The organism is Ruegeria arenilitoris (assembly GCF_013032855.1).
Lineage (GTDB): Bacteria > Pseudomonadota > Alphaproteobacteria > Rhodobacterales > Rhodobacteraceae > Ruegeria > Ruegeria arenilitoris.
Map to the genome: position 1 here is coordinate 334,734 of NZ_WQDA01000004.1, position 24,315 is coordinate 359,048.

Consider the following 24,315-nt stretch of genomic DNA (forward strand, 5'->3'; position numbering starts at 1 on the left):
TCAATGGCTAGATTTTGACATGGGCCGTCCGTGTCCATGTTTTATTGACATATAGCAAAGAATGGCAAAACAACTTGACGCAAGCCGCAAATCCCCACACAACAGGGCGCACACAAGCATTGAAAGCCTTTTGAAACCGCTATGAACCTCAAACAGCTCTCTCAGATCCTGGGTCTGTCACAGACAACGGTCAGCCGCGCGCTGAACGGTTACCCAGAGGTGAACGAAGAGACTCGCATGCGGGTTCAGGCGGCGGCGGCCAAACATGGCTATCGGCCGAACGCCCGCGCCAAGGGGCTGGCGACGGGTCGTTCGATGGTGATCGGCCACGTGATCCCCAGCTCGTCGCGCCACGAGATGGTGAACCCGATCTTCGGCGATTTCGTCGCCGGCGCGGTCAAGAAATATGCCGAGCACGGCTACGACATGATGTTCACCAATGCCGACGACACCTCGATCGAAGACGCCTATCGCAGCCTGTTCCAACGCGGTGCGGTCGACGGCGTGGTGCTGCAGGGCCCCAAAGTGAACGAGCCGCGGATCGAGGTTCTGACTCGGATGCAGGTGCCGTTCATCGTGCATGGCCGGTCGACCGGCGTCAGCGTGCCCTATGACTGGATCGACGTGAACAACAAAAGCTCGTTCCTGCGTGCGACCCGCTTTCTGATCGACCTGGGCCACCGGCGGATCGCGCTGATCAACGGTCTGGAAGACATGGATTTTGCCCAAAGGCGCCGCGACGGGTATCTTGAGGCGCTGAAACAAGCCGGTCTGTCGCCCGACCCGGCCCTGATGCGCAGCGCCGAGATGACCGAAGTCTATGGCCATCACGAAACCCGCGACATGCTGCGGCTGGACGATCCGCCGACCGCGATCCTGACCTCGTCGATGATCTCGGCGATCGGGGTGCGGCGCGCGCTGGACGAGGCCGGGCTGAAAATGGGCCGCGACGTGTCGGTGATCGCACATGACGACGACCTGTCCTATCTGAAGAACGGGCAGGACGTTCCGATCTTTACCGCCACCCGGTCTTCGGTGCGCCACGCCGGCGAACTGGCCGCCGAGATGCTGATCGAGCGCATCCGCGCGCCCCACGACCCGGCCAAGACTAGATTGCTCGAGGCCGAACTGGTAGTCGGCGGCTCGACTGGTCCCGCCCCCAACAGGTTCTGAACATGAAGTACACCCGCGCTGATTTCCCCAAAGACTTTCTCTTTGGTGTCGCAACCTCTGCCTATCAGATCGAAGGCCACGCACAGGGCGGCGCCGGCCCGACCCATTGGGACAGTTTCGCAGCCACGCCCGGCAACGTGGTGCGCGCCGAAAACGGCGATCTCGCCTGCGACCACCTGCACCGGTACGAACAGGATTTCGACCTGATCCGCGAGGCCGGGTTCGACTGCTATCGTTTTTCCACCAGCTGGGCGCGCGTGCTGCCCGAAGGGCGCGGGCCGGTGAATCAGGCCGGGCTGGACTATTATGACCGGTTGGCCGACGCCCTGCTGGAACGCGGCATCCGCCCCTGCGCCACCCTGTATCATTGGGAACTGCCCTCGCCGCTGGTTGATCTGGGCGGTTGGCGCAACCGTGACATCGCCCACTGGTTCGCCGATTTCACCGAGATCATCATGGGCCGCATCGGCGACCGCATGTACAGCGTCGCCCCGATAAACGAGCCCTGGTGCGTCAGCTGGCTGAGCCATTTCGAAGGCCACCATGCCCCCGGCCTGCGCGACATCCGCGCCACGGCCCGCGCCATGCATCACGTCCTTCTGGCCCACGGCCGCGCGATTCAGGCGATGCGGGGCCTTGGCATGTCGAACCTGGGCGCGGTGTTCAACCTTGAATGGGCCGAACCTGCCGATGACACCCCCGAGGCCCGCGAAGCCGCCGATCTGTACGACGGCATCTACAACCGGTTCTTCCTGGGCGGCGTTTTCAACAAGGCCTACCCCGAGAATGTCCTGCAGGGGCTGCAGGCCCACCTGCCCGACGGGTGGCAGGATGATTTCGACACGATCGGCACGCCGGTCGACTGGTGCGGGCTGAACTACTATACCCGCAAGCTGATCGCGCCCGCCGACACGCCCTGGCCCAGCCTCCAAGAGATCCCCGGCCCCCTGCCCAAGACGCAGATGGGCTGGGAGATCGAGCCAAGCGCGCTGACTCGGTTCCTGACCCGTACGGCCCGGGACTACACGGGCGATCTGCCGATCTATGTCACCGAAAACGGCATGGCCAGCCCCGAGCGGCAGCAGGATGACGACCGCATCGACTATCTGAATCAGCATCTGGCCGCGGTGCAGGACGCGCTGGATCAGGGCGTCCCGGTCACGGGCTATTTCATCTGGTCGCTGCTGGACAATTACGAATGGGCGCTGGGATACGAGAAGCGGTTCGGCCTGGTCGATGTCGATTTCGACACGCTGGAACGGCGCCCCAAGGCCTCGTTCCGGGCGATGCAGGCCGCTTTGGCCCAGGGCGATCCGGTCTCGGTGCCGATGGCGCAGCCCAAGGGCGCGATGCACGACCACTGGAACCTGGTGGCCGATATCGGCGGCACCAACACGCGGCTGGGGGTCGTCACCAATGGCACGCTCACCGATCTGCGCAAATCGCCCACCGGCACGCTGCCCGAGTTTCTGGCCGCCCTGCACGACCTGTACGCCGAGATAGGAACCCCGCCGCGCGCCGTGGTCGCCGCGGGCGCGGGCCCGGTGCGCAATGGCACGATCCGTCTGACCAATGCCAATCTGGACCTGTCCGAGGCTGACATCGCCTCGGCCACCGGCGCGGACCACACCTTTGTCATCAACGACTTCACCGCCGCCGCCTGGTCGGTGGCCGAGATCACCGGCGACGACGTGCAGGCCCTGCAGGGCGACCCGACCCCGCCCAAGGGCACCCGACTGGTGGTCGGCCCCGGCACCGGGCTGGGCGTCGGCGCGCTTTTGTATTCCGAAGGCCACTATCACACCGTCTCGGGCGAGGGCGGCCATGTCGGTCTGTCGCCCCGTACCCGCGACGAGGTGGACGTGTTCGAAGCCGCCCGCCGGATCGCGCCCGAGTGTTTCTTCGGCGACAGCCTGACGCTCGAGGCCGAGATGTTCCTCAGCGGCACGGGCCTGCCGATCCTGTATCGTGCCGTGGGCATGGCCGCAGGCCAGCCCGAAACGCCCGTCCTGCCCGCCAAGGACATCCTGCAGGCCGCGCGCGACGGGTCCGATCCGCTCGCCATACGCGCCGCGCAGATCTTCACCACCCATCTGGGCGCCGTGATGGGCGACATGGCCGTCACCGTGATGCCCACAGGCGGCGTCTTCTTGGTGGGCGGCGTGGCCGAGAAGAACCGCTGGCTGTTCGGCGACGACTTCCTGGCGGCCTTCAACGCCGGAGGCCGGTTCGACGCGCTGCGGCAGGGCTTTGGCGTTTATGTGTCGGAACAGGCCGAATTTGGCATTGTTGGCGCTAACAACTTCTGCAAAAATGCGCTCGCGCGGTAAACTCACCGCCAGATCTTTGCAGAAGGAAGGAGCCGGGACATGATCCTGTGCTGTGGCGAGGCCCTGATCGACATGATCGCGGAACCGACGGTTTCGGGCGCGCAAGGTTTTGTGCCGCATTCGGGTGGCGCGGTGTTCAACACCGCCATCGCCCTGGGCCGGCTGGGTGCGCCTGCCGGAATGCTGACCGGGTTGTCGCGCGACATGTTCGGCCAGCAACTGGCGCAGGCCCTGAAAGACAGTCATGTGGATGGCTCGCAGGTTGTTCTTTCGGACCGTCCGACCACGTTGGCCTTCGTACAACTGCAGGACGGGCACGCCACCTATTCCTTCGTCGATGAAAACTCGGCCGGGCGGATGCTGCGCCCCGAGGACATGCCGGACCAGCTGACCGCGACCTCGGCGCTGTATTTCGGCGGCATCAGCCTGGCCTGCGAGCCCTGCGCCGATGCCTATGCCGCCCTGCTGGACCGTCACGGGGCCGAGCGCGCGGTGATGATCGACCCCAACATCCGCCCCGGCTTCATCCAGGACCAGACCCGCTATCGCACCCGGCTGAACCGGATGATCGCGCAGGCCGACATCGTCAAAGTCTCGGACGAAGATCTGGACTGGATCGTCCCCGGCCCCGAAACGCTGGAGGAAAAGGTGCCGCTGCTGCTGCAGGCCGGTCCCGCCGTGGTGATCGTCACGCGCGGCAGCCAGGGCGCGACCGGGTATCTGGCCGATGGCCGCACGGTTTCAGTGCCGGTCACGCCGGTTCAGGTGGTCGATACGGTGGGCGCGGGCGACACGTTCAACGCCGGAGTGCTGGCGCAACTGCACCGCGCCGGGCTGCTGACCAAACAGGCGCTCCGCGCGATCTCGCCCGACGACCTGCGCGCCGCGCTGGAACTGGGCGGCAAGGTCGCCGCCGTCACCGTATCCCGCGCCGGGGCCAACCCGCCCTGGGCGCACGAGCTGTAAGTCATCGAAAGCACCGATATGAAACGATCCGAGATCAACCGCATCAAGGCCGAGGCGCAAGCCTTCATCAATTCGTTCGGCTTTGCCCTGCCGCCCTTTGCCGACTGGACGCCCGAGCAGATGCGCAGCCCGCAGGCCGCCGGCATCCGCGCCCGTGGCCTTGGCTGGGACATCACCGATTACGGCCAGGGCAGGTTCGACGAACTGGGCCTGTTCCTGTTCACCCTGCGCAATGGCGACGAAAAGGACCTGAGCGCAGGGCGGGGCATGCTCTATGCCGAGAAGTTGTTGATTTCGCGTGACAAACAGCTGTCGCCGATGCATCGCCACATCGTCAAGGCCGAAGACATCATCAACCGCGGCGGCGGCGATCTGGTGATGGAGATCTACGCCTCGGCCCCCGATGGCAGCATCGACCGCGACACCCCCGTCACCGTGCCCAGCGACGCCTGCCCGGTGACCATCCAGCCCGGCGAGCATCTGCGCCTGAAACCGGGCGAAAGCGTCACGCTCATGCCCGGCATCTGGCACGCCTTCTGGGCGGAAAAGGGCGATTGTCTGATCGGCGAGGTCTCGACCGTCAATGACGACCGCACCGACAACGTGTTCGAACAGCCGATCCCGCGCTTTGCCACGATCGAGGAAGACACCGCGCCCGAATTCCTGCTGGTCGCCGATTACTGAGCGCGCGGGGCCGGACCAAAGGGCGGATCCGAGGCCAGCGTCAACGCGACCCGGCCCGGGCTTGCGGCCTGGGCCAGCCGGTTGCGGACGGCCTCGAAGGCTTCGATCGTCACGGGTTCGGCGGGTTTCAGATAGACAAGGTGGAACAGCGCCCGCCCGCTGCGCACCGTCGCCACGTCCAGCACCTGAAACTGGCTGTCTGCACAGATCCGGCGGGCCTGCTCAATGATCTCGGCCCGGGCATCGGCCGGCAGCGCCACACCCACGATATCGCGCAGCGCGCCCAGAAACACCTTGATGGGCTGCGGCAGCAGCGCCAGGCACAGCAACAACACCACCAGCGCATCCGACACCGGAACCAGACCGGCAAGCGGCCCGCCCTCAAGCAGGTTGATCGCGAAAAACGCCGCCCCGGCCCCAAGGCTCAGCACCCCGTCGACCATCGCGGCCCGGGACTCGACCCGCAGCAGATCGCTGGTTTTGCCGGTGCGGCGCCAGTTCCAGCGATGATAGGCGAACAGCGTCAGACAGATCGCCGCCATCGAGCCGGCATAGATCAGGATCCATTCCAGAACCACCGGCGCGGCTTCGCCCGTCTTGGCATAGGCCAGCAGACGGTTCACCGCCGAACCGGCTGCCATCAGGATGATCCCGAACAACAGCAGGCTGCGGAACATTACGAAGACGGATTCGTCGATCTCGTATCCAAAGGGGGGGTTCTGGTCCGGAGCGCGCCGGATCGAGGCGGCGACCCATCCCGCCACCACAGCCGTTGCGAAATTGAGCCCCGAAAACAGCCCATCCAGCAACAGCGCATCGGAGTTTGCCAGCAACCCGGCCACAACCCCGGCGCCCGCCATGAACAGGCTGGCCCATTTTGCCGCGTTCAGCGACCGGCGTTCAAAAATCAATGTGTCCTGCATCGGTTCAGCTTTTCGGTTGATGAGGCTGGCGGTCATTTATGTTCGGCAGGCCAAGCCGCAAGCCCCGTGTGCCGTGCTCATGCCCGTCCGCGTATCATGTCGGCAGCCTTCTCCGCGATCATGATCACCGGCGAGGCGGTATTGCCCGAGACGATCTTAGGCATGACCGAGGCATCGACCACCCGCAGCCCCTCCAGACCCCGAACGCGCAACCGTGGATCGACCACCGCGGCGGCGTCACTGCCCATGCGGCAGGTGCCGACCGGGTGAAAGATCGTGGTGGCGATGTCGCCCACCGCATCCAGCAGGCCCTGTTGGTCGTTGATCTCAGGGCCCGGCAGAACCTCTTGCGGGTGGTAGGGTGCCAGCGCCCGCGCAGCCATCACCTGTCGGGCCTGCTGCACGGATGTGACCGCCACCTGCCGGTCACGCTCGGCCGAGAGGTAGTTCAACCTGATCTCGGGCTGGGCCTTCGGATCGGGCGTGGTGATATGGCAGTGCCCCCGGCTTTCGGGCCGCAGATTGCAAACCGAGACGGTGATCGCGGGGAACGGATGCAGCGGATCGCCCAGCCGGTCGGTCGACAGCGGCTGCACGTGATATTCCAGATCCGGCGTGGCCAGCATCGGGTCGGATTTGGTGAACATGCCAAACTGGCTGGGCGCCATCGCCATCGGGCCTGACCGGGTCAGGGCGTATTGCGCCGCGATGCGCACCTTGCCCCACAGGCTGTTGGCCATGGTGTTCAGAGTTTTGGCATTTTGCACCTTGAACACGGTTCGGATCTGCAGGTGGTCCTGCAGGTTCGCCCCCACGCCCGCGCTTTCATGCTGAACCGCGATTCCGTGCGCCGCCAGCACCTGTGGATCACCGATCCCCGACAGTTCCAGCAGCTTGGGCGAGTTGATCGACCCCGCCGCCAGCAGAACCTCGGCCCGGGCCAGGGCCCGGTATTCGATGCCGCCACGGGCAAAGCGCACGCCACGCACGGTCTTGCCTTCGAGGATCAGGCCCAGCGTCTCGGCCTCGGTCAGGACCCGCAGGTTGGGCCGTTTCATCGCCGGGCGCAGAAATCCCTTGGCCGTGTTCCAGCGCACGCCGTTCTTCTGGTTGACCTCGAAAAACCCCGAGCCTTCGTTGTTGCCGTCATTGAAATCGGCGCGCGGCTGGATGCCGATCTCGCGCGCGCCGTCCTGCACGGCCTTCAGGATCTCCCAGCTCAGCCGCTGTTTCTGAACCTTCCACTCGCCGCCGGCCCGGTGCATTTCGCTGTCGCCGGCGTGATGATCTTCGGATTTCAGGAAATAGGGCAGCACATCGTCCCAACCCCAGCCCGCGTTGCCAAGTTGCCGCCAATGGTCATAGTCGGCCGCCTGCCCGCGCATGTAGATCATCCCGTTGACCGAGCTGCACCCGCCCAGCACCTTGCCGCGCGGATAGACCAGCGACCGCCCGTTCAGACCCGGCTCGGGCGCGGTTTTCATCATCCAGTCGGTGCGCGGATTGCCGATGCAGTACAGATACCCCACCGGGATGTGGACCCAGTGGTAGTTGTCCGACTTGCCCGCCTCGAGCAGCAGAACCCGTGTCTTGGGGTCCTCGGTCAGCCGGTTGGCCAGCACGCAGCCCGCGGTACCCGCGCCTATGATGATATAGTCGTATTCGCCCTCAAGCCGGGCGGTTTCAGATGTGGCGGAATTCATTCTCGGTCTGCTCTGTGCATTGTTTCTGATCCTGCGGAGCGCAGCTTAGCAGCTGTCGCCGGCAATGCACGGGCTCGATGTCGCATTCCGCAACAGTATTTCGCAATCCTGCAGGTCGCGCCCACGGTCGGTGGTCAGACTGGTGTCAAAGGAGGCCCAGAATGACCCAGACCGCCACCCGTGTCCGAACCGGAGGCCGCGCCGCCCGCCGCGCCCTGCGTACCGCGCCCAGCTTTGACATGTTGCCGGGCCTGACCCGCAACATCCCGCTGTGCGAGGTGATGGACGGGTCACAGGTCGAGCGGATCGACGCGGCCTCGATGGACATCCTCGAAAACGTGGGCGTGCAGTTCCGCGACCCGATCGCGCTGGCCGACTGGAAGGCGGCTGGAGCCAAGGTTGCCGGCGAGCGGGTGTATCTTGATCGCGGGCTGGTCCGCGACTTGATCGCGACGATCCCCTCGGATTTCACCTATCACGCCCGTGACCCGCGCAAGAATGTGCGCCTGGGCGGTCCGCACGCGATCTTCGTGCCGATGACCGGCGCGCCGTTTCTGCGCGATCTGGAGGACGTGCGCCGCAATCCGACACTGGACGACCTGGCGATGTTCCACAAGCTCAGCCACATGCTGCCCGCGCTGCATTCCTCGGCTCACCACATCGTGGAACCCTATGATCACCCGATCAGCCAGCGCCACCTGCGCATCACCTATTCGTCGATCAAATATTCCGACAAGACCTTCATGGGCATGACCACCTCGCCCAGAAACGCCGAGGACGTGATGGAGATGTGCGCGATCCTGTTCGGCGAAGAGTTCATGGAGGATCACCCCGTCACCACCGGCAACTGCAACGGCAACTCGCCGCTGGTCTGGGACGAGACCATGCTGGGGGCGATGCGCGCCTTCTGCCGCCGCAACCAGCCGGTGCTGTGCTCGCCCTTCGTGCTGGGCGGGGCCAACACGCCGGCCAGCGTGCCGGCGACGGTCGCGCAGCTGAACGCCGAGGCGCTGAGCGCGCTGGCCTATACGCAGGTGATCCGGCGTGGCTGTCCGGCGATCTATGGGCATTACCTGTCGACCGTCTGCATGAAGTCCGGCGCGCCGATGGCGGGCACGCCCGAGATCAGCCTGATGAACTTCATGATCGGCCAGATGGCCCGGCACTACGGCGTGCCGTGGCGCAGTTCGAACACGCTGGGCGGGGCCAAGACATTCGATGCGCAGGCGGGATATGAATCCGCCACCACGCTGTCGGCGGTGATCCATGCCGGGGCCAACTATATCTGGCATTCGGCGGGCTGGAACGAGGCCGGGATGCATTGTTCGACCGCCAAGTTCGTTGTCGATGCCGAGCAATGCGCCATGGCCTACCGCATGGCCGAGGGCCCGAAGTGGCACGATTTCGACGAGGCCGTTGCGGCCGTATCCGATATCGGCCCCGGCGGGCATTACCTGGGCCATCCGCACACGCAGGACAAATTCCAGGAGGCGTTCTTCATGCCCGAACTGTTCGACAACAACTCGATCGAACAATGGGTGGCCGAGGGCGAAGTCGAGATCACCGAGCGCGCCCTGAACCACGCCCGCAAGCTGCTGGCCGAGTATCAAGAGCCCCGCCTGGACCCGGCCACCGACGAGGCATTGCGCGACTACATCGCCCGGCGCGAGCGGGAGATCCCCGCCGCCGACGAGTTGAACCAGCACTGTTAGGAAACACTCCACTTGCCCGCCTGCCTGTCAGGCGGGCCTTTTTCATTCGTTGCGCGCGCGCCATTCCTTCCAGCGCAGCACCATGTTGGCGCCGACCTCAGACAACGGTCGGGGCGGCAGGCGTTTGGGACGGTCCTCGGCTCCGAAATGCTCGCTGATCCCGGACCGCACGCCACAGGCCATTTCGGCCGCGGCGATCCCGGTCAGGGTGCCGCGCGCGGTACCCAACCCGTTCTGGACGCAGGCGGAATAAACGCCGGTCTCGATCTCGCGGGTGACCGAGACGCCGTTCAGGCTCAGGCACAGATGACCGGCCCATTCGTACTCCATCGCGATGCCCCGAAGCTGCGGAAATCGCCGGTCGAATTTGCGCCGCATCACAGCAGCTGCGCGCCGCAGGTCCGCTGCCCGCGCCTCCATGCCCGGGCGCAGCACGGCGCAGGTGCGGGTGATGATACGGTTGCCGCCCTGCCCGGTGTCGATCAGGCGCATGGTGGTGCCCATCGGATCGGACGGAGTCACGCCCCAGCGCGGCTGGCCACCCACCCGGGCCAGCGCATCGGCCTCCAGTTCTCGCGTCATCGCCGCGAACAGAAACAGCTGCATCAGCCGGCCACGTTCGACACCAAAACTTTCCAGATGGCCGTTCACCGACAGGATCAGCCGGCCGGTCGAGACCTGCCCACGCGCGGTCTGCACGCGCCAGCCCGCCCCGTCGCGCTGGAACCCAGTGACCGCGCCGTGCTCAAAAATCTGCACCCCATCGGCCGCCAACCCCGCCGCCAAACCGCGCACATAGCCCGCCGGCTGCAGCATGACCGTGCCCGGCGTATACAGCCCCGAGACATAGTGCCCGGACCCGGTGAGTTCCTGCATCTGTTGCCGGTCCAGCATCTCGGACCGCTCGCCGAGGCTGTCCAGATGGCGGGCATAGCTTTGGTTGTGCGCATGTCCCGCCGGGCTGGCCGCGCCGTTCACCTTGCCCGCCGGATCGAAATAATTGGGGTCAATGCCGTATTCCTCGACCGCCGCACGGGCAAAGGCGATAGCCTGCCGGTTCAGCCTGATCATCGCCCGGTCATCGCCCGCCCCGGCATAGTCGTCCGAGGCCAGATCATGCGGCAGATCGATCATGAAGCCCGAGTTGCGCCCCGCCGCTCCTTCCGCCACTCGCCCAGCTTCAAGCACCACAATCCGCGCATCGGGAACCAGCTGCCGCAGACGCCGCGCCGCAGACAGGCCGGAAAAGCCTGCGCCCACGATGGTGAAATCTGCGGTGATTTTGTCCGAAAGCTGACGCGCGGCAGGTTGCGGGTCCAGCAGGGCATTCCACGCCGCCGGGCCGCGCTGCACCGGCAGGCGGCAAGCGGTGAACCGCGTCAATCCACCGCCTCGTCGGCATCATCCGACAGGTCGATCCACAGCGTCTTCAGCTGCGTGTACTGGTCGTGCGCGTACAGCCCGTTGTCCCGCCCGCCAAAGCCCGACTGCTTGTAGCCGCCGAACGGGGTCGAGATGTCGCCCTCGCCAAAGCTGTTCACCGTCACGGTTCCGGCCCGGATCGCGCGGGCACCGCGCAGGGCACGCTTGGCATTGGCGGTGAATAGCGACGCGCACAGCCCATATGGCGTGTCATTGGCCATCGCGATGGCCTCATCGAACCCCGCGACCTCGATCACCGACAGGACCGGCCCAAAGATTTCCTCGCGCGCCAGCAGCGCGTCATTGTCCGGAATCTCGACCACGGTTGCTTCGACGAGCCCGTTCTCGGCCTTGCCGCCCAGAAGAACTGACGGTGCCGTGTCCAGATAGCCGCAGACCTTGTTGAAATGGTCTTTGCTGACCAGCGCGCCCAGCCGGGTTGCAGGGTCCAGCGGATCGCCCACAGTCCACTGGCGGGCGTGATGGGCGATGCGCTCCAGCAACTCGGGTTTGACCGCGCGGTGCACGATCAGGCGCGACGTGGCCGAGCAATTCTCGCCCATGTTCCAGAACGCCCCGTTCACCACATGGGCGGCAACCCGGTCGAGGTTCTCGGCATCCTCCAGCACGATGGCCGGGTTCTTGCCGCCCATCTCCAGCACCACCTCCTTGGCGTTGCTTTCGGCGGCATAGGACAGGAATTTCTTGCCCGTTACGGTCGAGCCGGTGAAGGACACCATGTCGACATCCATATGCCGCCCGATGGGTTCGCCCACCTCGGCGCCGCCACCCGGAACCACGTTCAGAACCCCGCGCGGCAGCCCGGCCTCGGCCGCCAGTTCGGCCAGACGCAGGGCGGTCAGCGGGGTTTCCGTCGCCGGCTTCACAACAACCGAGCACCCGGCCGCCAGCGCCGGGCCGATCTTCCAGGCCAGCATCAGCAGGGGGAAGTTCCACGGCAGCACCAGCCCCACCACCCCGATCGGCTCGCGCAGGATCATCGCAATGTGGTCGTCGCTGGCGGGCGCGACCTGGTCATAGATCTTGTCGATCGCCTCGGCATGCCATTTCAGGCAGTGGATCGCCTCGGGCACATCCACGGTTTCGCAGTCAAAGATGGTCTTGCCGCTGTCGATGCTTTCCATCACCGCCAGTTCGCGGGCATTGCGGGTCATCAGCTTGGCCAGGCGGATCAACACGTCCTTTCGCGCCGACGGGTGCAGGCGCGACCAGCGGCCGTCGTCGAAGGACTCGCGCGCCTTTTCCACAGCCAGGTCCACATCGGCGGCGGCGCAGGCCGCGACCTCGGTCAGCATCGCGCCGGTGGCCGGGTTCACGGTGGGAAACACCGCGCCCGAGATCGCCGGGCGATAGCCGCCGTCGATGAAGGCGCCTGCGGGCAGGTCCAGCCCGGCGGCGATGGATGCGTATTCGTCCCGTGTCAGCAAGCCCATGCCTCAGCCCTCCGCCATGATGTCTGCGATCTTGCGTTTCAGCACGCGGGTCACCTGTTCCAGCGCGCGCTTGTCATCCTTGTTCAGCCCCTTCAGAGGCGGCCGAACCGCGCCCGCCGGGATGCCGTTCATCGTGACCCCATGCTTGATGGTCTGGATGAACTTGCCGCCCTGTTCGAGGACCCGCATCAACGGCATCAGCGCCGACATAATCCGGCGGCCCTTGGCGAAATCGCCTTGCAGCGCGCAGGTCTCATACAGCGCTACATGCTCACGCGGCAGAAAATTCGACCCGCCACAGACCCAGAACGGCGCACCCCAGGCGAAGAATTCCAACGCCTGATCGTCCATGCCGCAGCCCAGCTGGATATGCGGATAGTCCCGCGCCAGCATGTGTACGCGGTTGATGTCGCCCGAGCTTTCCTTGATGCCGCAGAAATTGCGGCTGCGCCCCACACGGTCGAGGAACTCAGCCCCCATCATCGTGCCGGTGCGGTGCGGATAATTGTACAGCATCACCGGCAGATCGGCTGCCTTGTCGATGGCCAGCGCATTAAGGGCGTTTTCCCGGTCGGTCGGCACCGAATAGGGCGGGCTGGCCAGCAGGATGGCATCGGTCCCGATCTGGCGCGCGCCTTGGGCCAACGCGATCGAATCCGGCGTCAACATCGCGCCGGTCCCGACCACCAAAGGCAGCCGACCCTTCAGTCGTTGGTGGGTAAAACGCGCCAGTTCCAGCCTTTCATCGACGGTCTGGGCATAGTTTTCGCCGGTGGATCCGCCCGAGATCAGACCGTGCACGCCATTCTCGACCAGGTATTCGATCACCTCGGCCAAGGCATCCCAATCGACGCTATAATCATCCGCATAGGGCGTCACCACCGGGGTATAGATCCCCTGAAATCTGAACACGGGCGTCATCTCAATCCTCTTGCCGGGCACGCGTGAAGCTTGCGCCCGACACCAAGGCTAAGAAAAATACAAGATGTGCACAATGTAGATTCCCGACATGAACGGCCCAGGGTCCGACATGTCGAGGAAAATCAGACGACCATGGGTCGCCGTGGACATCGTCAGTCCAGTGCCTGACCTTCCTGCCAGACCCGGAGAAGCCCATGATCGGAGACATGCAGCACATTGGCGCGGGCACCGGCCGCCAAACGGCCAAGATCTGATCTACCGATCAAGTCCGCAGGCAACCGGGTCGCCATGTCGAAAGCAGCTTGCAAAGGCAGTTGCGCAAATGCAACCACGTTGCGAACCGCGTCCAACAGCTCGAGATGCGCACCGGCGAGCGTTCCATCGGCGAGGGTCAACCGGTTGCCGTCGCGCAAGATCTGCCGTCCGTTCAGCAGGAAGCTGTCGATATCCGACCCGGCGGTCGCCATCGCGTCGCTAACAAGGAAGACACTACCCGGCCCATTTTTTGCCCGGATGGCATTGCGCACTGAAACCGGGTGGACGTGAATTCCATCAGCGATCAGGCCCGCAGACAGCTCGCCAAGCGCCAGCGCCGCGCCTACGACGCCGGGCTCTCGGTTACCCATCTGGCTCTGAGCATTGAACAAATGTGTGACGCAACGCGCCCCGGCCTGAGCCGCTTTCTGACAGGTTTCAAAACTCGCATCCGTATGGCCCAGCGAGACGACGATCCCCGCTTGGGTCATGGCGTGTATCTGATCATCCGTCACGCTTTCCGGCGCCACCGTAACCTTGAGAATCGGCAACCGCGCGACTGTATCCAGCAACAAATCCAGATCAGCCTGCGCCATCGGTCGGATCAGGGCAGCATCATGTGCGCCCTTACGGGCTTGGGACAGGTGCGGGCCTTCCAGATGAAGCCCGACAATGCCGGCAATACCTTTGTTCACGGCGGCAATCGTGGCCGCGATGGCCCGCCGCGTGACCCCAGGCGTATCCGTGATCAGCGTTGGCAAGATCGACGTTGCTCCGATACGCGCATGTGCCACCGACATCGTGCGGAGCGTTTCCAGATCGGGGGCGTTGTTCAGCATTGCCCCGCCGCCGCCATTCACCTGCAGATCGACGAAGCCCGGAACCAGCAGGCCACCGTCCAGCCGCGACACCCTCGCTGTTCCAGGAGTGTTCGAGAGAGGCGTCACGCCCTCGATACGCCCTTCCGCGAACAGAAGGGCATGATCCTGCAGGATACCTGCAGGGGTCAGAATGTCCGCGCCCGCCAGAGCCTGCAGTTCGCTGGTCATACGGTTTCCGTCACCTTGTTCAGATGCCGCGGTGCGTCCGGATCGATCCCGCGCGAGGCGGCAAAGGCCTCGACCATCGCGTAGAAGGAGACGATCAGGCTCAGCGGATCAGTCAGGGAATGCCCCGTGCGGACATGCGGAATGCGGGTCGCGGAAGTAACCCTGTCCGTGGTTGCAAAGACCCGTGCACCCTTGGCGCTGATTGCGTCGGCCACCTCCGCCAACGCAGGCTCCGCCGCATCTGCCGCTGCAAAGCTGAGTACCGGAAAGCCGTCCTCGACGATGGACACCGGTCCGTGCAGAACCTCGGCCGAGGAATAGCTTTCAGCGTGCAACTGGCAGGTCTCCTTGAACTTCAGTGCAGCTTCGTTCGATACGGCCAGTGCCTGGCCCCGGCCAAGCGTGAACAAGGACGGGTGAGCACCGATTGCGTCACGCACTTCGGGCCAATCGATCCGGGCCGCCTGATCCAACTGCTCGGGCAGGTCGCGCAACGCGGCCAGCAACGCCGCATCCTGCCCCCACTCTGCCAACAGCCACAAGCCGGCCACCGCCGAAGTGACGAAGGTCTTGGTGGCCGCAACACTCAGTTCGGGGCCGGCCTGTATATCTATGGCGTGATCGCTGACTTCGGCCAACGGTGAAGCCGCGTCGTTGGTCAACGCTACTGTCAATGCGCCGTCGCGTCGGGCATTGCGGGCCATGGCCACGATGTCGGGGCTTTTGCCGGATTGCGACACCGACAGGCACATCGCCTGGCGCATGCGCAGAACCGAGTCGTAGATCGATCCGATCGACGGCCCGACCGAGGCCACCGGCACACCCAACAGGATTTCCGAGGCGTATTTGAGATAGGTGCAGACGTGATCGGAAGACCCGCGTGCGACCGTCACGACAAATGTAGGGTCCAGTTCGCGGGCAACCGAGGCGACCGCCTCAATATCTGCCTGACCCCGGCTCAGAAGCCGCTCTACGGCCAAGGGGATTTCATCAATTTCCCGGCGCATCCGGGTGATCTGCTGTTGCATGATGTGTCCTAGCTGTTGGCCAACCGCAACTCGGCGACAAAATCATAGGCGTCGCCGCGATAGATCGACCGAGTGAATTCAACGACCCGCCGGTTGGACAGGTATGATGTTCGAACGATGCGCAGCCCGGCCGCACCGGGTTCGACCCCAAGCAAACCCGCGTCGGCGATGTCCAGATTGATCGCCGAAATCCGCTGCAGCGCCCGTACCGGCCGGTTTCCATCCCGTTCCAGGACTTCGTACAATGAGGCTTCGACCTCCTGCGGGCGCGGCAGAATGTCGATCGGCAGCGAGGCCCGTTCGATAGCCATGGGCCGATCATTGGCCATACGCAGGCGCGAGATGCGCGCAACCGCTTCGCCCGAGGACAGGGCCAGCGCCATCACCTCCTCGGGCGACGGAGTGTGCACGCCGCGCTCAAGCCACTCGCTTGAGGATTCAAGACCGCGTCGATTCATGTCCTCGGTGAACGAGGTCAGCCGTGACAGAGATTGCTCGACCCGAGGCGTGCCGTCGGCCACGAAACTGCCCGAGCCCTGGCGCTGAATGACGATTCCCCGATCTACCAGATCCTGCATCGCCCGACGCACGGTGACGCGGGAAAGGCCCGTCAGGTTTGCAATCTCGCGTTCGGCCGGCAGCGGTGCACTTTCCGCCAACAAACCGTTCTCGATGCCCTCTTCGATCCGCTTGCGCAACCGAACGTACCGCGGCCCAACGGCCCGCTGCATCCAGTCACCGGTCCTGAGGAAGGTTTCGATCGTTTCGGCGGTCATGCTGCCCCCAATCTGGCGCGCTCGGCCAGCTGTGCGGCGAGCTGCAGCGCCCCGTCAAGGGCGGAGCCCTCCGGTTCGATCATCGCGCTCTGCACCTCGGCGGAAAGATAGGCGATGTAATGCGATGCCACCCCGCCCACTGCACAGACCGGCTCGGCATCATCTCGACCAAGGGCCTGAAGCCCTGCAGCGACATAGTCGGCGCCCTCGCGCATCAGGGCCACGGCCACCACATCGCCTTTTTGAGCCGCCGCAATGATTTCGGGTGCGAAGTCTGCGATTTCGGCTGGCCGCGCCTGCCCCGCAAATCGCACGATCTGCATCGGGTCTTCGTCAAAACGTCTGCATACGGATCGTGTCAGCGCGCTGTCGGGGGCTATTCCGTCCGCTGCAAGCAACACCCGCCGCAGCAGCTGCTGCCCCAGCCAATACCCGGACGCATCATCACCGATGAGCGCCCCGTATCCGCCAAGCAACCGGATTGAGCCATCGCTTTGTCGCGCCAAGAACGATCCAGTGCCGATCCCGATCAAACATCCATCGACCGGCCCCAAAGCTCCAACCACGGCCGAGCGGCGGTCATCCTCGACCTGCACAATGCGCGATGGCAGGTGCCGCGCGATTTCAGCGCCTGTGTTCGCGTCGGTCACGCCCGCCAACCCAGCGTAGACCGGAATCCCGGTCAAAGCCGCTTCGGGCATCGCAGCACGCTCGGCCAGAGCCCGCAGCCCGGCATTCAGCGTTGAGATAGCCGCCGCACGATCGGAATAGACATTGGCGCTTCCCAGAACCAGATCATGCCGCCCGGTGGGGCCGGCCATGGCAAACCGGCAGCGCGTACCGCCACCGTCAATTGCAATGAGATATGGGAGGGACTCATCCATACAGATACCTTTACAATACCTTTTGCCTGAAAAAAAGACCTCTTATGGCCAAGACTTGCTATTTTTTGCGCTTTTCGGTGGTTAGTTGACGATTTGAAACGAATGGTGGACAAAAGGTATTATATAGGTATTATCTTCGGTGCCAAAGGGGAATCACATGACGCCGCACATGCTGCCGCAAACCGAAATGCTGCGCGACGAATCCGAGGGGCTGGACCTGCGCCCGGACACCGAAGTTCTGCGCCTGCTGCTGGATGCGCAGAAAGCCGCGCTGAACGGGCTGGATGCCTGCCTTCCGGATATATCGAAAGGTGCGGTATTGATGGCAGAAACCATCCGCGCCGGGGGGCGGCTCTATTATGCCGCCGCCGGGTCGTCCGGGCTGATGGGCTTGGCCGACGGGGCGGAAATACCGGGGACATTCGGCCTGTCGCCAGATTCGATCGCCATCTGCATGGCCGGCGGCATACCAACCGGGGCAGAGATGCCGGGCCACACCGAAGATGACACTCGGACGGCCGAAATCGCCGCTGCCGACCTCCGCCCAACGGACACGGTGATCGCGATATCCGCCAGCGGCACCACGCCCTACCCGTTGACCTTTGCCGGAATTGCAAGGTCCCGCGGCGCCAAAACCATCTGCATCGCCAACAACGCCGACGCACCGCTGTTCGAGCACGCCGATTGCGCAATTTGCCTGAACACCCCGCCCGAAGTCATTGCCGGATCGACCCGACTGGGCGCCGCAACCGCGCAAAAGGTGGCGCTCAACATGCTCTCGACCCTCATGGGTGTCAGGTTGGGCCATGTACATGACGGGATGATGGTCAACGTGGTCGCCGACAATGCCAAGCTGCGTCAGCGTGCAGAAGGAATCATCCGGAACATAACCGGCGCCACAGCTCAGCACGCCGCTGCTGCCCTGGATCGTGCCGAAGGCAACCTGAAGCTTGCCGTACTTTTGGCTGCCGGTACCGCAACACCGGCGCAGGCCAGTGAACTGCTGACGGCATCGGGCGGCCATCTGCGCCCTGCGTTGGACCAGGTTTGAACCAAGAAGAAGACCAAAAGGGAGAATACATCATGAGAACAACCACACTGACCGCCGTGCTGCTGGCGTCATCGGCCCTGGCCGGTGCGGCAATGGCCGAAACCACGCTGACCATCGAGAGCTGGCGCAACGACGACCTGGCCTTGTGGCAGGAAAAGATCATTCCGGCCTTCGAAGCCCAGAACCCCGACATCAAGATCAAGTTCACCCCATCGGCCCCCGCGGAATACAATGCCGCCCTGAATGCCAAACTGGATGCCGGTTCGGCCGGAGACCTGATTACCTGCCGTCCCTTCGACACCTCACTTGGCCTGTACGAGGCGGGCAAGCTGGCCGATCTTTCTGATCTGGAAGGCATGGCGAATTTCTCGGACGTCGCCAAATCAGCGTGGCAGACCGATGACGGCTCGGCCACCTTCTGCGTACCGATGGCCTCGGTGATCCATGGGTTCATCTACAACAAGGACGCGTTCGACGAACTGGGCCTGTCGGTTCCGGAAACCGAAGCCGAGTTCTTTGCCGTTCTGGACAAGATCAAGGAAGACGGCACCTATATCCCCATGGCCATGGGCACCAATGACCAATGGGAAGCGGCCACCATGGGTTACAACAACATCGGGCCGAACTACTGGAAGGGCGAAGAAGGTCGCCTCTCCCTGATCGAAGGTTCTCAGAAACTGACGGACGAGCCGTGGGTCGCCCCCTACCGCCAGCTGGCAAAATGGGGTGCCTATCTGGGCGACGGGTTCGAAGCGCAGACCTATCCCGACAGCCAGAACCTGTTCACACTGGGCCGCGCCGCCATCTATCCGGCCGGCAGCTGGGAGATCAGCGGCTTCAACAACCTGGCCGATTTCGAGATGGGCGCTTTCAAGCCGCCGGTCCAGAATGCCGGGGACGAGTGCTATATCTCGGATCACACCGACATCGCCATTGGCCTGAACGCAGCGTCGCCCAACGCCGATGCAGCACGCACCTTCCTGAACTGGGTCGGGTCCGAGGAATTCGCGCAGATCTATGCAAATGCGCTGCCCGGCTTCTTCTCGCTCTCCAGCTTCGATGTGGCGATGGAGGACCCATTGGCACAGGAATTCGTCAGCTGGAGGAACGAGTGCAACTCGACCATCCGGTCCACCTATCAGATCCTGTCGCGTGGAACGCCCAACCTTGAGAACGAGACCTGGAACGCATCGGCTCAGGTGATCAAGGGCGAGGAATCGCCCGAGGACGCCGGCAAGCGCCTGCAGGACGGGTTGGCCAGCTGGTACGCCCCGCACCAGTAACCCGTCTTTCGTGACGCAAACGGCTCTGGCCAGACGGCCAGAGCCACCCTGAGCTTTCGAGGAACAACATGGGCAATCGCCGGATCAAATGGCACATCGTGGTGTTTCTGGCACCCGCAGTGCTGGTCTACTCGGCCGTCATGGTCTTTCCGCTGTTCAACACGCTGCGGCTGGCGCTTTACACCGAGGTCGATCAGGCCCGTGTGTTCGTAGGCCTGGACAACTTCCGCACCCTGTTCGGCGACCCGATTTGGTCGGATGCGTTCTGGAACGCACTGGGCAACAATTTCTGGTTCTTCTTCATCCACATGCTGGTGCAGAATCCGATCGGGATCGCACTGGCGGCGATCCTCAGCCACCCACGCCTGCGCTTTGCGGCGTTTTACCGTTCGGCCATCTTCATCCCGACGATCCTGTCCTTCGTGATCGTTGGCTTCGCCTGGAAGCTGATCCTGTCGCCGATCTGGGGCATCGCCCCCGATATGCTGGCCGCGGTCGGACTCAAATCTCTGTTCGCGCCTTGGCTGGGCAAGGAGGAATACGCGCTGACCACGCTGGCGCTGATTTCGGTCTGGCAGTTCGTGGGTATTCCAATGATGTTGATCTATGCCGCCCTGCTGTCGATCCCCGAAGAAATCCTCGAAGCTGCCGAGGTTGAAGGCATCACCGGCATGTCCGCCTTCTGGAAGATCAAGCTGCCGCTGATCCTGCCGTCGATCGGTATCATCTCGATCCTGACATTTGTCGGCAATTTCAATGCGTTCGACCTGATCTACGCATCCCAGGGTGCGCTGGCGGGGCCGGACTTCTCGACCGACATCCTTGGCACGTTCATGTACCGGACCTTCTTCGGGTTCCAATTGCAACTCGGTGACCCGCATATGGGATCGGCCATCGCAACGGGCATGTTCGCCATCATCCTGACGGGGGTCTGCATCTATCTGTTCCTGATCCAGACCCGCATCCGCCGGTATCAGTTCTGAGGGGCCCGAAGAGCATGAACAAAGCCCGCAGAAACCCCTTCAATATCGCCGCCATGCATGGCGCACTGATTCTCTATACGCTGATAGCCCTGTTTCCTGTCTTCGTGATCGTGATCAACAGCTTCAAATCGCGCAAGGCGATCTTCCGTGAACCGTTGGCGCTGCCGGATGCCGACTCGTTCTCGATGATCGGATACCAGACGGTAATGAAACAGGGCGACTTCTTCCTGTATTTCCAGAATTCGATGATTGTCACCGTCGTGTCGCTGTTCCTGATCCTGCTGTTCGGCGCAATGGCGGCTTTCGCGCTCAGCGAATACCGGTTCAAGGGCAATACGCTGATGGGCCTGTACCTTGCGTTGGGCATCATGATTCCAATCCGCATCGGCACGGTTGCGATCCTGGACATGATGGTGGCGACCGGTCTGGTCAACACGCTGATGGCGCTGATCCTCGTCTACACCGCACAGGGCCTGCCGCTGGCCGTATTCATCCTGTCCGAATTCATGCGGCAAGTCAGCGACGACCTCAAGAATGCAGGCCGCATCGACGGGCTGAGCGAATATACCATCTTCTTCCGCCTTGTTCTGCCGCTGGTACGTCCGGCGATGGCGACCGTGGCCGTGTTCAACATGATACCTATCTGGAACGATCTTTGGTTCCCGCTGATCCTGGCCCCGGCCGAAGAGACCAAGACCCTGACCCTCGGTAGCCAGGTCTTTATCGGGCAGTTCGTCACCGACTGGAACGCGGTGCTTTCCGCGCTCAGCATGGCGATCCTGCCGGTCATGGTTCTGTATGTCATCTTCTCGCGGCAACTGATCCGCGGGATCACTTCGGGGGCGGTCAAATGATCCGGGTTCTGATCGCAGGTTTGGGCAACATGGGTCTCAGCCACGCGCTGGCGCATCATCACCATCCCGACGCCCAGATCGTGGGTCTGGTGAACCGATCCGGGACAGTGGATCACCCGGATTTGCAGGGGTATCCGGTCTTCACCGATTTCCATACGGCGCTTGCGGACACCAACCCTGATCTGGCCGTGATTGCCACCTATTCCGACAGCCATGCCGATTATGCCTGTGCCGCAATGGACGCCGGTGCGCATGTGTTCGTCGAGAAACCCTTGGCCACCACCGTCGCGGACGCACGCCGTGTCGTCGAGAAGGCCACTGAAGCCAACCGCAAGCTGGTGGTTGGGTACATCCTTCGGCATCACCCCTCTTGGATGCGGCTGATATCCGAGGCGCGCGACCTGGGCGGCCCCTATGTCTTTCGCCTAAACCTGAATCAGCAGTCCGACGGCCCGACATGGGAGACGCACAAGGCGCTGATGCAAACCACCTCACCCATCGTTGACTGCGGTGTGCATTACGTCGACGTCATGTGCCAGATTACCGATGCCCGGCCCGTTCGGGTCAACGGCATGGGCCTGCGTTTGTCGGATGAGATCGCGCCCGACATGTACAATTACGGCCAGTTCCAGGTGGTGTTCGAAGATGGCTCGGTTGGTTGGTACGAGGCTGGTTGGGGTCCTATGATGTCCGAAACGGCGTTCTTCGTGAAAGATATCGTTTCACCCAATGGCGCGGTTTCCATAACCGAGGGCAACAAGGGCGCATCCGACGATGTGGACGGCCACACGAAGGTAGGCGGCATTCTGGTGCACAAAGCCAGCGGCGACACCATGATCGAGATGGATGGCGAACCCGGCCACCAGGAACTGTGCGACGCCGAACAAGCCTACATGCTGCAAACCATCGCGCAGAACATCGACCTGACCCGCCATATGAATGACGCGGTGCAATCCCTGCGGATCTGCTTTGCCGCCGACCAAAGCATTCGATCCGGCCAGCCGGTCGACCTGAAGGAGACGTGACGTGACCGCCCTGAAACTGACCAATGTGTGCAAGTCCTTCGGACAGGTAAACGTGCTGAAAAACATCGACCTGACCGTCGAGGAAAACGAATTCGTGGTCTTTGTAGGCCCCTCGGGATGCGGCAAGTCCACCCTGCTGCGCGTGATTGCGGGGCTTGAAGAGGCGACCTCGGGAACGGTCGAAATCGATGGCCAGACCGTCAACGAGGTCCCACCCGCCAAGCGCGGCATCGCAATGGTGTTCCAGTCTTATGCGCTGTATCCGCATCTGACTGTTCGGGGGAACATGGAACTGGGCTTGAAGCAGGCCGGGCATCCCAAGGACGAAATCGCGCGCCGCATCACCGAAGCCAGCCGCATGTTGTCGCTGGATCCCTATCTTGAACGTCGCCCGGCCGAGTTGTCCGGCGGTCAGCGCCAGCGCGTCGCGATCGGCCGCGCGATCGTGCGCAACCCCAAACTGTTCCTGTTCGATGAACCGCTGTCGAACCTGGATGCCGCGTTGCGACTGAACACCCGGGTCGAAATCGCAAACCTGCACCGCCAGATCGACGCCAGCATGATCTACGTGACCCACGACCAGACCGAGGCGATGACTTTGGCGGACAAGATCGTCGTGTTGCGGGACGGCCGAGTCGAACAGATCGGCAGCCCGATGGAGCTGTACAACAACCCCGCCAACCGGTTCGTGGCCGAGTTCATCGGGTCTCCGGCGATGAATTTCGTGCCCGCCGATCGGATCGGTGGATCTGGCCGGCAACTTATCGGCATTCGCCCTGAATACGCTCGCCTTGGGCAGACGGGTCCGCTGTCAGGCACAGTCGTTCACGTGGAAAACCTTGGCGCAGATACCAACGTGTTGGTCGATATCGGTACCGAAAAGCCTTTTACCGTTCGGGCCTTTGGTCAGCATCAGGTGTCCCCGGGGACACAGGTCGGCATCGACTATGATCCGGCCAATGCACTGACGTTCGGAGAGGACGGGTTGCGGGTTTGACCGGGCGCGTTCAGCGCCCCCAATTGTCGGCCGGGTCGCTGTCGGCATAGTCTCGCAGCTGCGGAATGTTCGAGATTTCCGCGTGGTTGCGGTTGATCTTTACTCCCACCGCCTTGAGCCGTGAAAACGCACGGCTCAGGCTTTCGGGCTTCATGCCCAGACGCCCGGCGATCAGCATCTTGTCATAAGGCAGCTCGACTTCGCAGGCGCCTTCGTCGCAATCACACAGGTTCAGCAGGAACTCGGCCACCCGCTGCGCCCCGGTCTGGGCCTTGAGCTGTTCCAGCTGGGACACCAGCGAATGCAGATGGGTGAAGGTCGAAGCCAGGATCGAGATCCCGATCTCGGGGTCGGTCTTCATCAAGGAAATCAGCACCGGGCTGGGAATGTGCATGATCTCGCAGGCCGAGACCGCCTCGGCCGAAACCGGATAGGGCACGTTGCGCAGCGCTACCGCTTCGCCAAAGCTTTCGCCGCGGGTAAAGACGCTGACCACGGCCTCAGCCCCGGTGGGCGACATGCGGAACAGCTTGACCCATCCGGCCAGCACCACATGCACGGCCTGGGCGCTTTCTTCCTGCACAAAGATCGTCTCGCCACGGTCATACTGACGCCAGATCGCGTGGCTCAGCAACGTTTCGACATGCTGATCCGGCAGGCTTTTGAGCAGCAGCGACTGCCGCGCAATGGCTTTTTGTGCTTCATGCGCCACGAAGGCATCCCCTTTTGTCCGGCCGAAAACCCGGCCCATCCATCCCTGCGCCAGCCTATGCCAAACCCGCGCGCCGCGCACCACCCTTTTCCCGGCGTCGCTTGACTATTGTCATGTTCCCGGCGTGCGC

21 protein-coding genes and 1 pseudogene are annotated in these 24,315 nt (G+C 63.4%); 12 read left to right on the forward strand and 10 right to left on the reverse strand.

Going from position 1 to position 24,315, the window contains the following annotated elements; genetic code table 11:
- Positions 1-141 precede the first annotated feature (141 nt).
- From GOW72_RS15090 to GOW72_RS15105, 5 genes and pseudogenes are all read left to right on the forward strand, one after another.
- A complete protein-coding gene (locus GOW72_RS15090; RefSeq protein WP_093963166.1) occupies positions 142-1,173 on the forward strand; it encodes a LacI family DNA-binding transcriptional regulator in 1,032 nt (343 codons plus the stop codon).
- Between the two features lie 2 nt (positions 1,174-1,175).
- Positions 1,176-2,474, forward strand: a pseudogene (locus GOW72_RS18975) (GH1 family beta-glucosidase); the annotation flags it as partial.
- 48 nt (positions 2,475-2,522) lie between these two features.
- Positions 2,523-3,503, forward strand: a complete 981-nt coding sequence (locus GOW72_RS18980; protein WP_244952458.1) for a glucokinase — start codon at positions 2,523-2,525, stop codon at positions 3,501-3,503.
- A gap of 39 nt (positions 3,504-3,542) precedes the next feature.
- Positions 3,543-4,469, forward strand: a complete 927-nt coding sequence (locus tag GOW72_RS15100; protein WP_170367402.1) for a carbohydrate kinase family protein — start codon at positions 3,543-3,545, stop codon at positions 4,467-4,469.
- Positions 4,470-4,487: 18 nt separating this feature from the next.
- Positions 4,488-5,153: a D-lyxose/D-mannose family sugar isomerase gene (locus GOW72_RS15105; RefSeq protein WP_170359737.1), complete on the forward strand. Its 666-nt coding sequence runs from the start codon at positions 4,488-4,490 to the stop codon at positions 5,151-5,153.
- Here the strand turns inward: GOW72_RS15105 and GOW72_RS15110 are convergent.
- Both GOW72_RS15110 and GOW72_RS15115 read right to left on the reverse strand, forming a co-directional pair.
- On the reverse strand, positions 5,147-6,112 hold the full coding sequence (locus tag GOW72_RS15110; protein WP_170367403.1) for a cation efflux transmembrane domain-containing protein: 966 nt from the start codon (positions 6,110-6,112) through the stop codon (positions 5,147-5,149). The two genes, GOW72_RS15105 and GOW72_RS15110, sit on opposite strands and share 7 nt — an antisense overlap.
- Positions 6,113-6,153: 41 nt before the next feature.
- Positions 6,154-7,779, reverse strand: a complete 1,626-nt coding sequence (locus tag GOW72_RS15115) for a GMC family oxidoreductase (RefSeq protein ID WP_170367404.1) — start codon at positions 7,777-7,779, stop codon at positions 6,154-6,156.
- 161 nt (positions 7,780-7,940) lie between these two features.
- Here GOW72_RS15115 and GOW72_RS15120 point away from each other — a divergent pair, with 161 nt between their 5' ends.
- Positions 7,941-9,491 carry a trimethylamine methyltransferase family protein gene (locus GOW72_RS15120; RefSeq protein WP_170367405.1) on the forward strand — a complete coding sequence of 517 codons (1,551 nt, stop codon included), beginning with the start codon at positions 7,941-7,943 and terminating at the stop codon, positions 9,489-9,491.
- Between the two features lie 42 nt (positions 9,492-9,533).
- On the opposite strand, the gene GOW72_RS15125 is transcribed toward GOW72_RS15120, so the two are convergent.
- From GOW72_RS15125 to GOW72_RS15155, 7 genes are all read right to left on the reverse strand, one after another.
- On the reverse strand, positions 9,534-10,874 hold the full coding sequence (locus GOW72_RS15125; RefSeq protein WP_170367406.1) for an NAD(P)/FAD-dependent oxidoreductase: 1,341 nt from the start codon (positions 10,872-10,874) through the stop codon (positions 9,534-9,536).
- Entirely contained in the window at positions 10,871-12,367 is a 1,497-nt protein-coding gene (locus tag GOW72_RS15130; RefSeq protein WP_170367407.1) for an aldehyde dehydrogenase, read from the reverse strand. The genes GOW72_RS15125 and GOW72_RS15130 overlap by 4 nt, the downstream gene beginning before the upstream one ends.
- Positions 12,368-12,370: 3 nt before the next feature.
- Complete coding sequence (locus tag GOW72_RS15135) at positions 12,371-13,288, reverse strand: dihydrodipicolinate synthase family protein (protein WP_170367408.1); 918 nt, start codon at positions 13,286-13,288, stop codon at positions 12,371-12,373.
- Between the two features lie 152 nt (positions 13,289-13,440).
- On the reverse strand, positions 13,441-14,592 hold the full coding sequence (gene nagA, locus GOW72_RS15140) for an N-acetylglucosamine-6-phosphate deacetylase (RefSeq protein WP_170367409.1): 1,152 nt from the start codon (positions 14,590-14,592) through the stop codon (positions 13,441-13,443).
- Positions 14,589-15,620: an SIS domain-containing protein gene (locus GOW72_RS15145; protein ID WP_170367410.1), complete on the reverse strand. Its 1,032-nt coding sequence runs from the start codon at positions 15,618-15,620 to the stop codon at positions 14,589-14,591. The genes nagA and GOW72_RS15145 overlap by 4 nt, the downstream gene beginning before the upstream one ends.
- Positions 15,621-15,628: 8 nt before the next feature.
- The gene (locus GOW72_RS15150; RefSeq protein ID WP_170367411.1) at positions 15,629-16,396 is read right to left on the reverse strand and encodes a GntR family transcriptional regulator; all 768 of its coding nucleotides are present in this window, start codon (positions 16,394-16,396) and stop codon (positions 15,629-15,631) included.
- The gene (locus GOW72_RS15155; protein WP_170367412.1) at positions 16,393-17,280 is read right to left on the reverse strand and encodes a glucosamine kinase nucleotide-binding domain-containing protein; all 888 of its coding nucleotides are present in this window, start codon (positions 17,278-17,280) and stop codon (positions 16,393-16,395) included. Before GOW72_RS15155 ends, GOW72_RS15150 begins: the two co-directional genes overlap by 4 nt.
- A gap of 157 nt (positions 17,281-17,437) precedes the next feature.
- Here GOW72_RS15155 and GOW72_RS15160 point away from each other — a divergent pair, with 157 nt between their 5' ends.
- The 6 genes from GOW72_RS15160 to GOW72_RS15185 all read left to right on the forward strand — a co-directional run bounded on the left by GOW72_RS15160 (position 17,438) and on the right by GOW72_RS15185 (position 23,473).
- The gene (locus GOW72_RS15160; RefSeq protein WP_244952447.1) at positions 17,438-18,331 is read left to right on the forward strand and encodes an N-acetylmuramic acid 6-phosphate etherase; all 894 of its coding nucleotides are present in this window, start codon (positions 17,438-17,440) and stop codon (positions 18,329-18,331) included.
- A 32-nt stretch (positions 18,332-18,363) separates the two neighbouring features.
- Positions 18,364-19,614, forward strand: coding sequence for an ABC transporter substrate-binding protein (locus GOW72_RS15165; protein WP_170367413.1), 1,251 nt, complete (start codon positions 18,364-18,366; stop codon positions 19,612-19,614).
- A gap of 68 nt (positions 19,615-19,682) precedes the next feature.
- On the forward strand, positions 19,683-20,597 hold the full coding sequence (locus GOW72_RS15170; RefSeq protein ID WP_093963180.1) for a carbohydrate ABC transporter permease: 915 nt from the start codon (positions 19,683-19,685) through the stop codon (positions 20,595-20,597).
- A 14-nt stretch (positions 20,598-20,611) separates the two neighbouring features.
- On the forward strand, positions 20,612-21,451 hold the full coding sequence (locus GOW72_RS15175; RefSeq protein ID WP_170341791.1) for a carbohydrate ABC transporter permease: 840 nt from the start codon (positions 20,612-20,614) through the stop codon (positions 21,449-21,451).
- Positions 21,448-22,476 (forward strand): Gfo/Idh/MocA family protein, encoded by a 1,029-nt coding sequence (locus GOW72_RS15180; RefSeq protein WP_170367414.1) that lies wholly within the window; start codon positions 21,448-21,450, stop codon positions 22,474-22,476. Before GOW72_RS15175 ends, GOW72_RS15180 begins: the two co-directional genes overlap by 4 nt.
- A gap of 1 nt (position 22,477) precedes the next feature.
- Entirely contained in the window at positions 22,478-23,473 is a 996-nt protein-coding gene (locus tag GOW72_RS15185) for an ABC transporter ATP-binding protein (RefSeq protein WP_170359714.1), read from the forward strand.
- A gap of 10 nt (positions 23,474-23,483) precedes the next feature.
- Here GOW72_RS15185 and GOW72_RS15190 read toward each other — a convergent pair whose 3' ends face one another.
- On the reverse strand, positions 23,484-24,185 hold the full coding sequence (locus tag GOW72_RS15190; protein ID WP_170359769.1) for a Crp/Fnr family transcriptional regulator: 702 nt from the start codon (positions 24,183-24,185) through the stop codon (positions 23,484-23,486).
- Between the last annotated feature and the right edge of the window lie 130 nt (positions 24,186-24,315).

Excerpts from the sequence above, each read along its gene's own strand:
- GOW72_RS15090 (WP_093963166.1), top strand. The coding sequence starts at position 142 with ATGAACCTCAAACAGCTCTCTCAGATCCTGGGTCTGTCACAGACAACG.
- GOW72_RS18980 (WP_244952458.1), top strand. The coding sequence starts at position 2,523 with ATGCACGACCACTGGAACCTGGTGGCCGATATCGGCGGCACCAACACG.
- GOW72_RS15100 (WP_170367402.1), top strand. The coding sequence starts at position 3,543 with ATGATCCTGTGCTGTGGCGAGGCCCTGATCGACATGATCGCGGAACCG.
- GOW72_RS15105 (WP_170359737.1), top strand. The coding sequence starts at position 4,488 with ATGAAACGATCCGAGATCAACCGCATCAAGGCCGAGGCGCAAGCCTTC.
- GOW72_RS15110 (WP_170367403.1), bottom strand. The coding sequence starts at position 6,112 with ATGACCGCCAGCCTCATCAACCGAAAAGCTGAACCGATGCAGGACACA.
- GOW72_RS15115 (WP_170367404.1), bottom strand. The coding sequence starts at position 7,779 with ATGAATTCCGCCACATCTGAAACCGCCCGGCTTGAGGGCGAATACGAC.
- GOW72_RS15120 (WP_170367405.1), top strand. The coding sequence starts at position 7,941 with ATGACCCAGACCGCCACCCGTGTCCGAACCGGAGGCCGCGCCGCCCGC.
- GOW72_RS15130 (WP_170367407.1), bottom strand. The coding sequence starts at position 12,367 with ATGGGCTTGCTGACACGGGACGAATACGCATCCATCGCCGCCGGGCTG.
- GOW72_RS15135 (WP_170367408.1), bottom strand. The coding sequence starts at position 13,288 with ATGACGCCCGTGTTCAGATTTCAGGGGATCTATACCCCGGTGGTGACG.
- nagA (WP_170367409.1), bottom strand. The coding sequence starts at position 14,592 with ATGACCAGCGAACTGCAGGCTCTGGCGGGCGCGGACATTCTGACCCCT.
- GOW72_RS15145 (WP_170367410.1), bottom strand. The coding sequence starts at position 15,620 with ATGCAACAGCAGATCACCCGGATGCGCCGGGAAATTGATGAAATCCCC.
- GOW72_RS15150 (WP_170367411.1), bottom strand. The coding sequence starts at position 16,396 with ATGACCGCCGAAACGATCGAAACCTTCCTCAGGACCGGTGACTGGATG.
- GOW72_RS15155 (WP_170367412.1), bottom strand. The coding sequence starts at position 17,280 with ATGGATGAGTCCCTCCCATATCTCATTGCAATTGACGGTGGCGGTACG.
- GOW72_RS15160 (WP_244952447.1), top strand. The coding sequence starts at position 17,438 with ATGACGCCGCACATGCTGCCGCAAACCGAAATGCTGCGCGACGAATCC.
- GOW72_RS15165 (WP_170367413.1), top strand. The coding sequence starts at position 18,364 with ATGAGAACAACCACACTGACCGCCGTGCTGCTGGCGTCATCGGCCCTG.
- GOW72_RS15170 (WP_093963180.1), top strand. The coding sequence starts at position 19,683 with ATGGGCAATCGCCGGATCAAATGGCACATCGTGGTGTTTCTGGCACCC.
- GOW72_RS15175 (WP_170341791.1), top strand. The coding sequence starts at position 20,612 with ATGAACAAAGCCCGCAGAAACCCCTTCAATATCGCCGCCATGCATGGC.
- GOW72_RS15180 (WP_170367414.1), top strand. The coding sequence starts at position 21,448 with ATGATCCGGGTTCTGATCGCAGGTTTGGGCAACATGGGTCTCAGCCAC.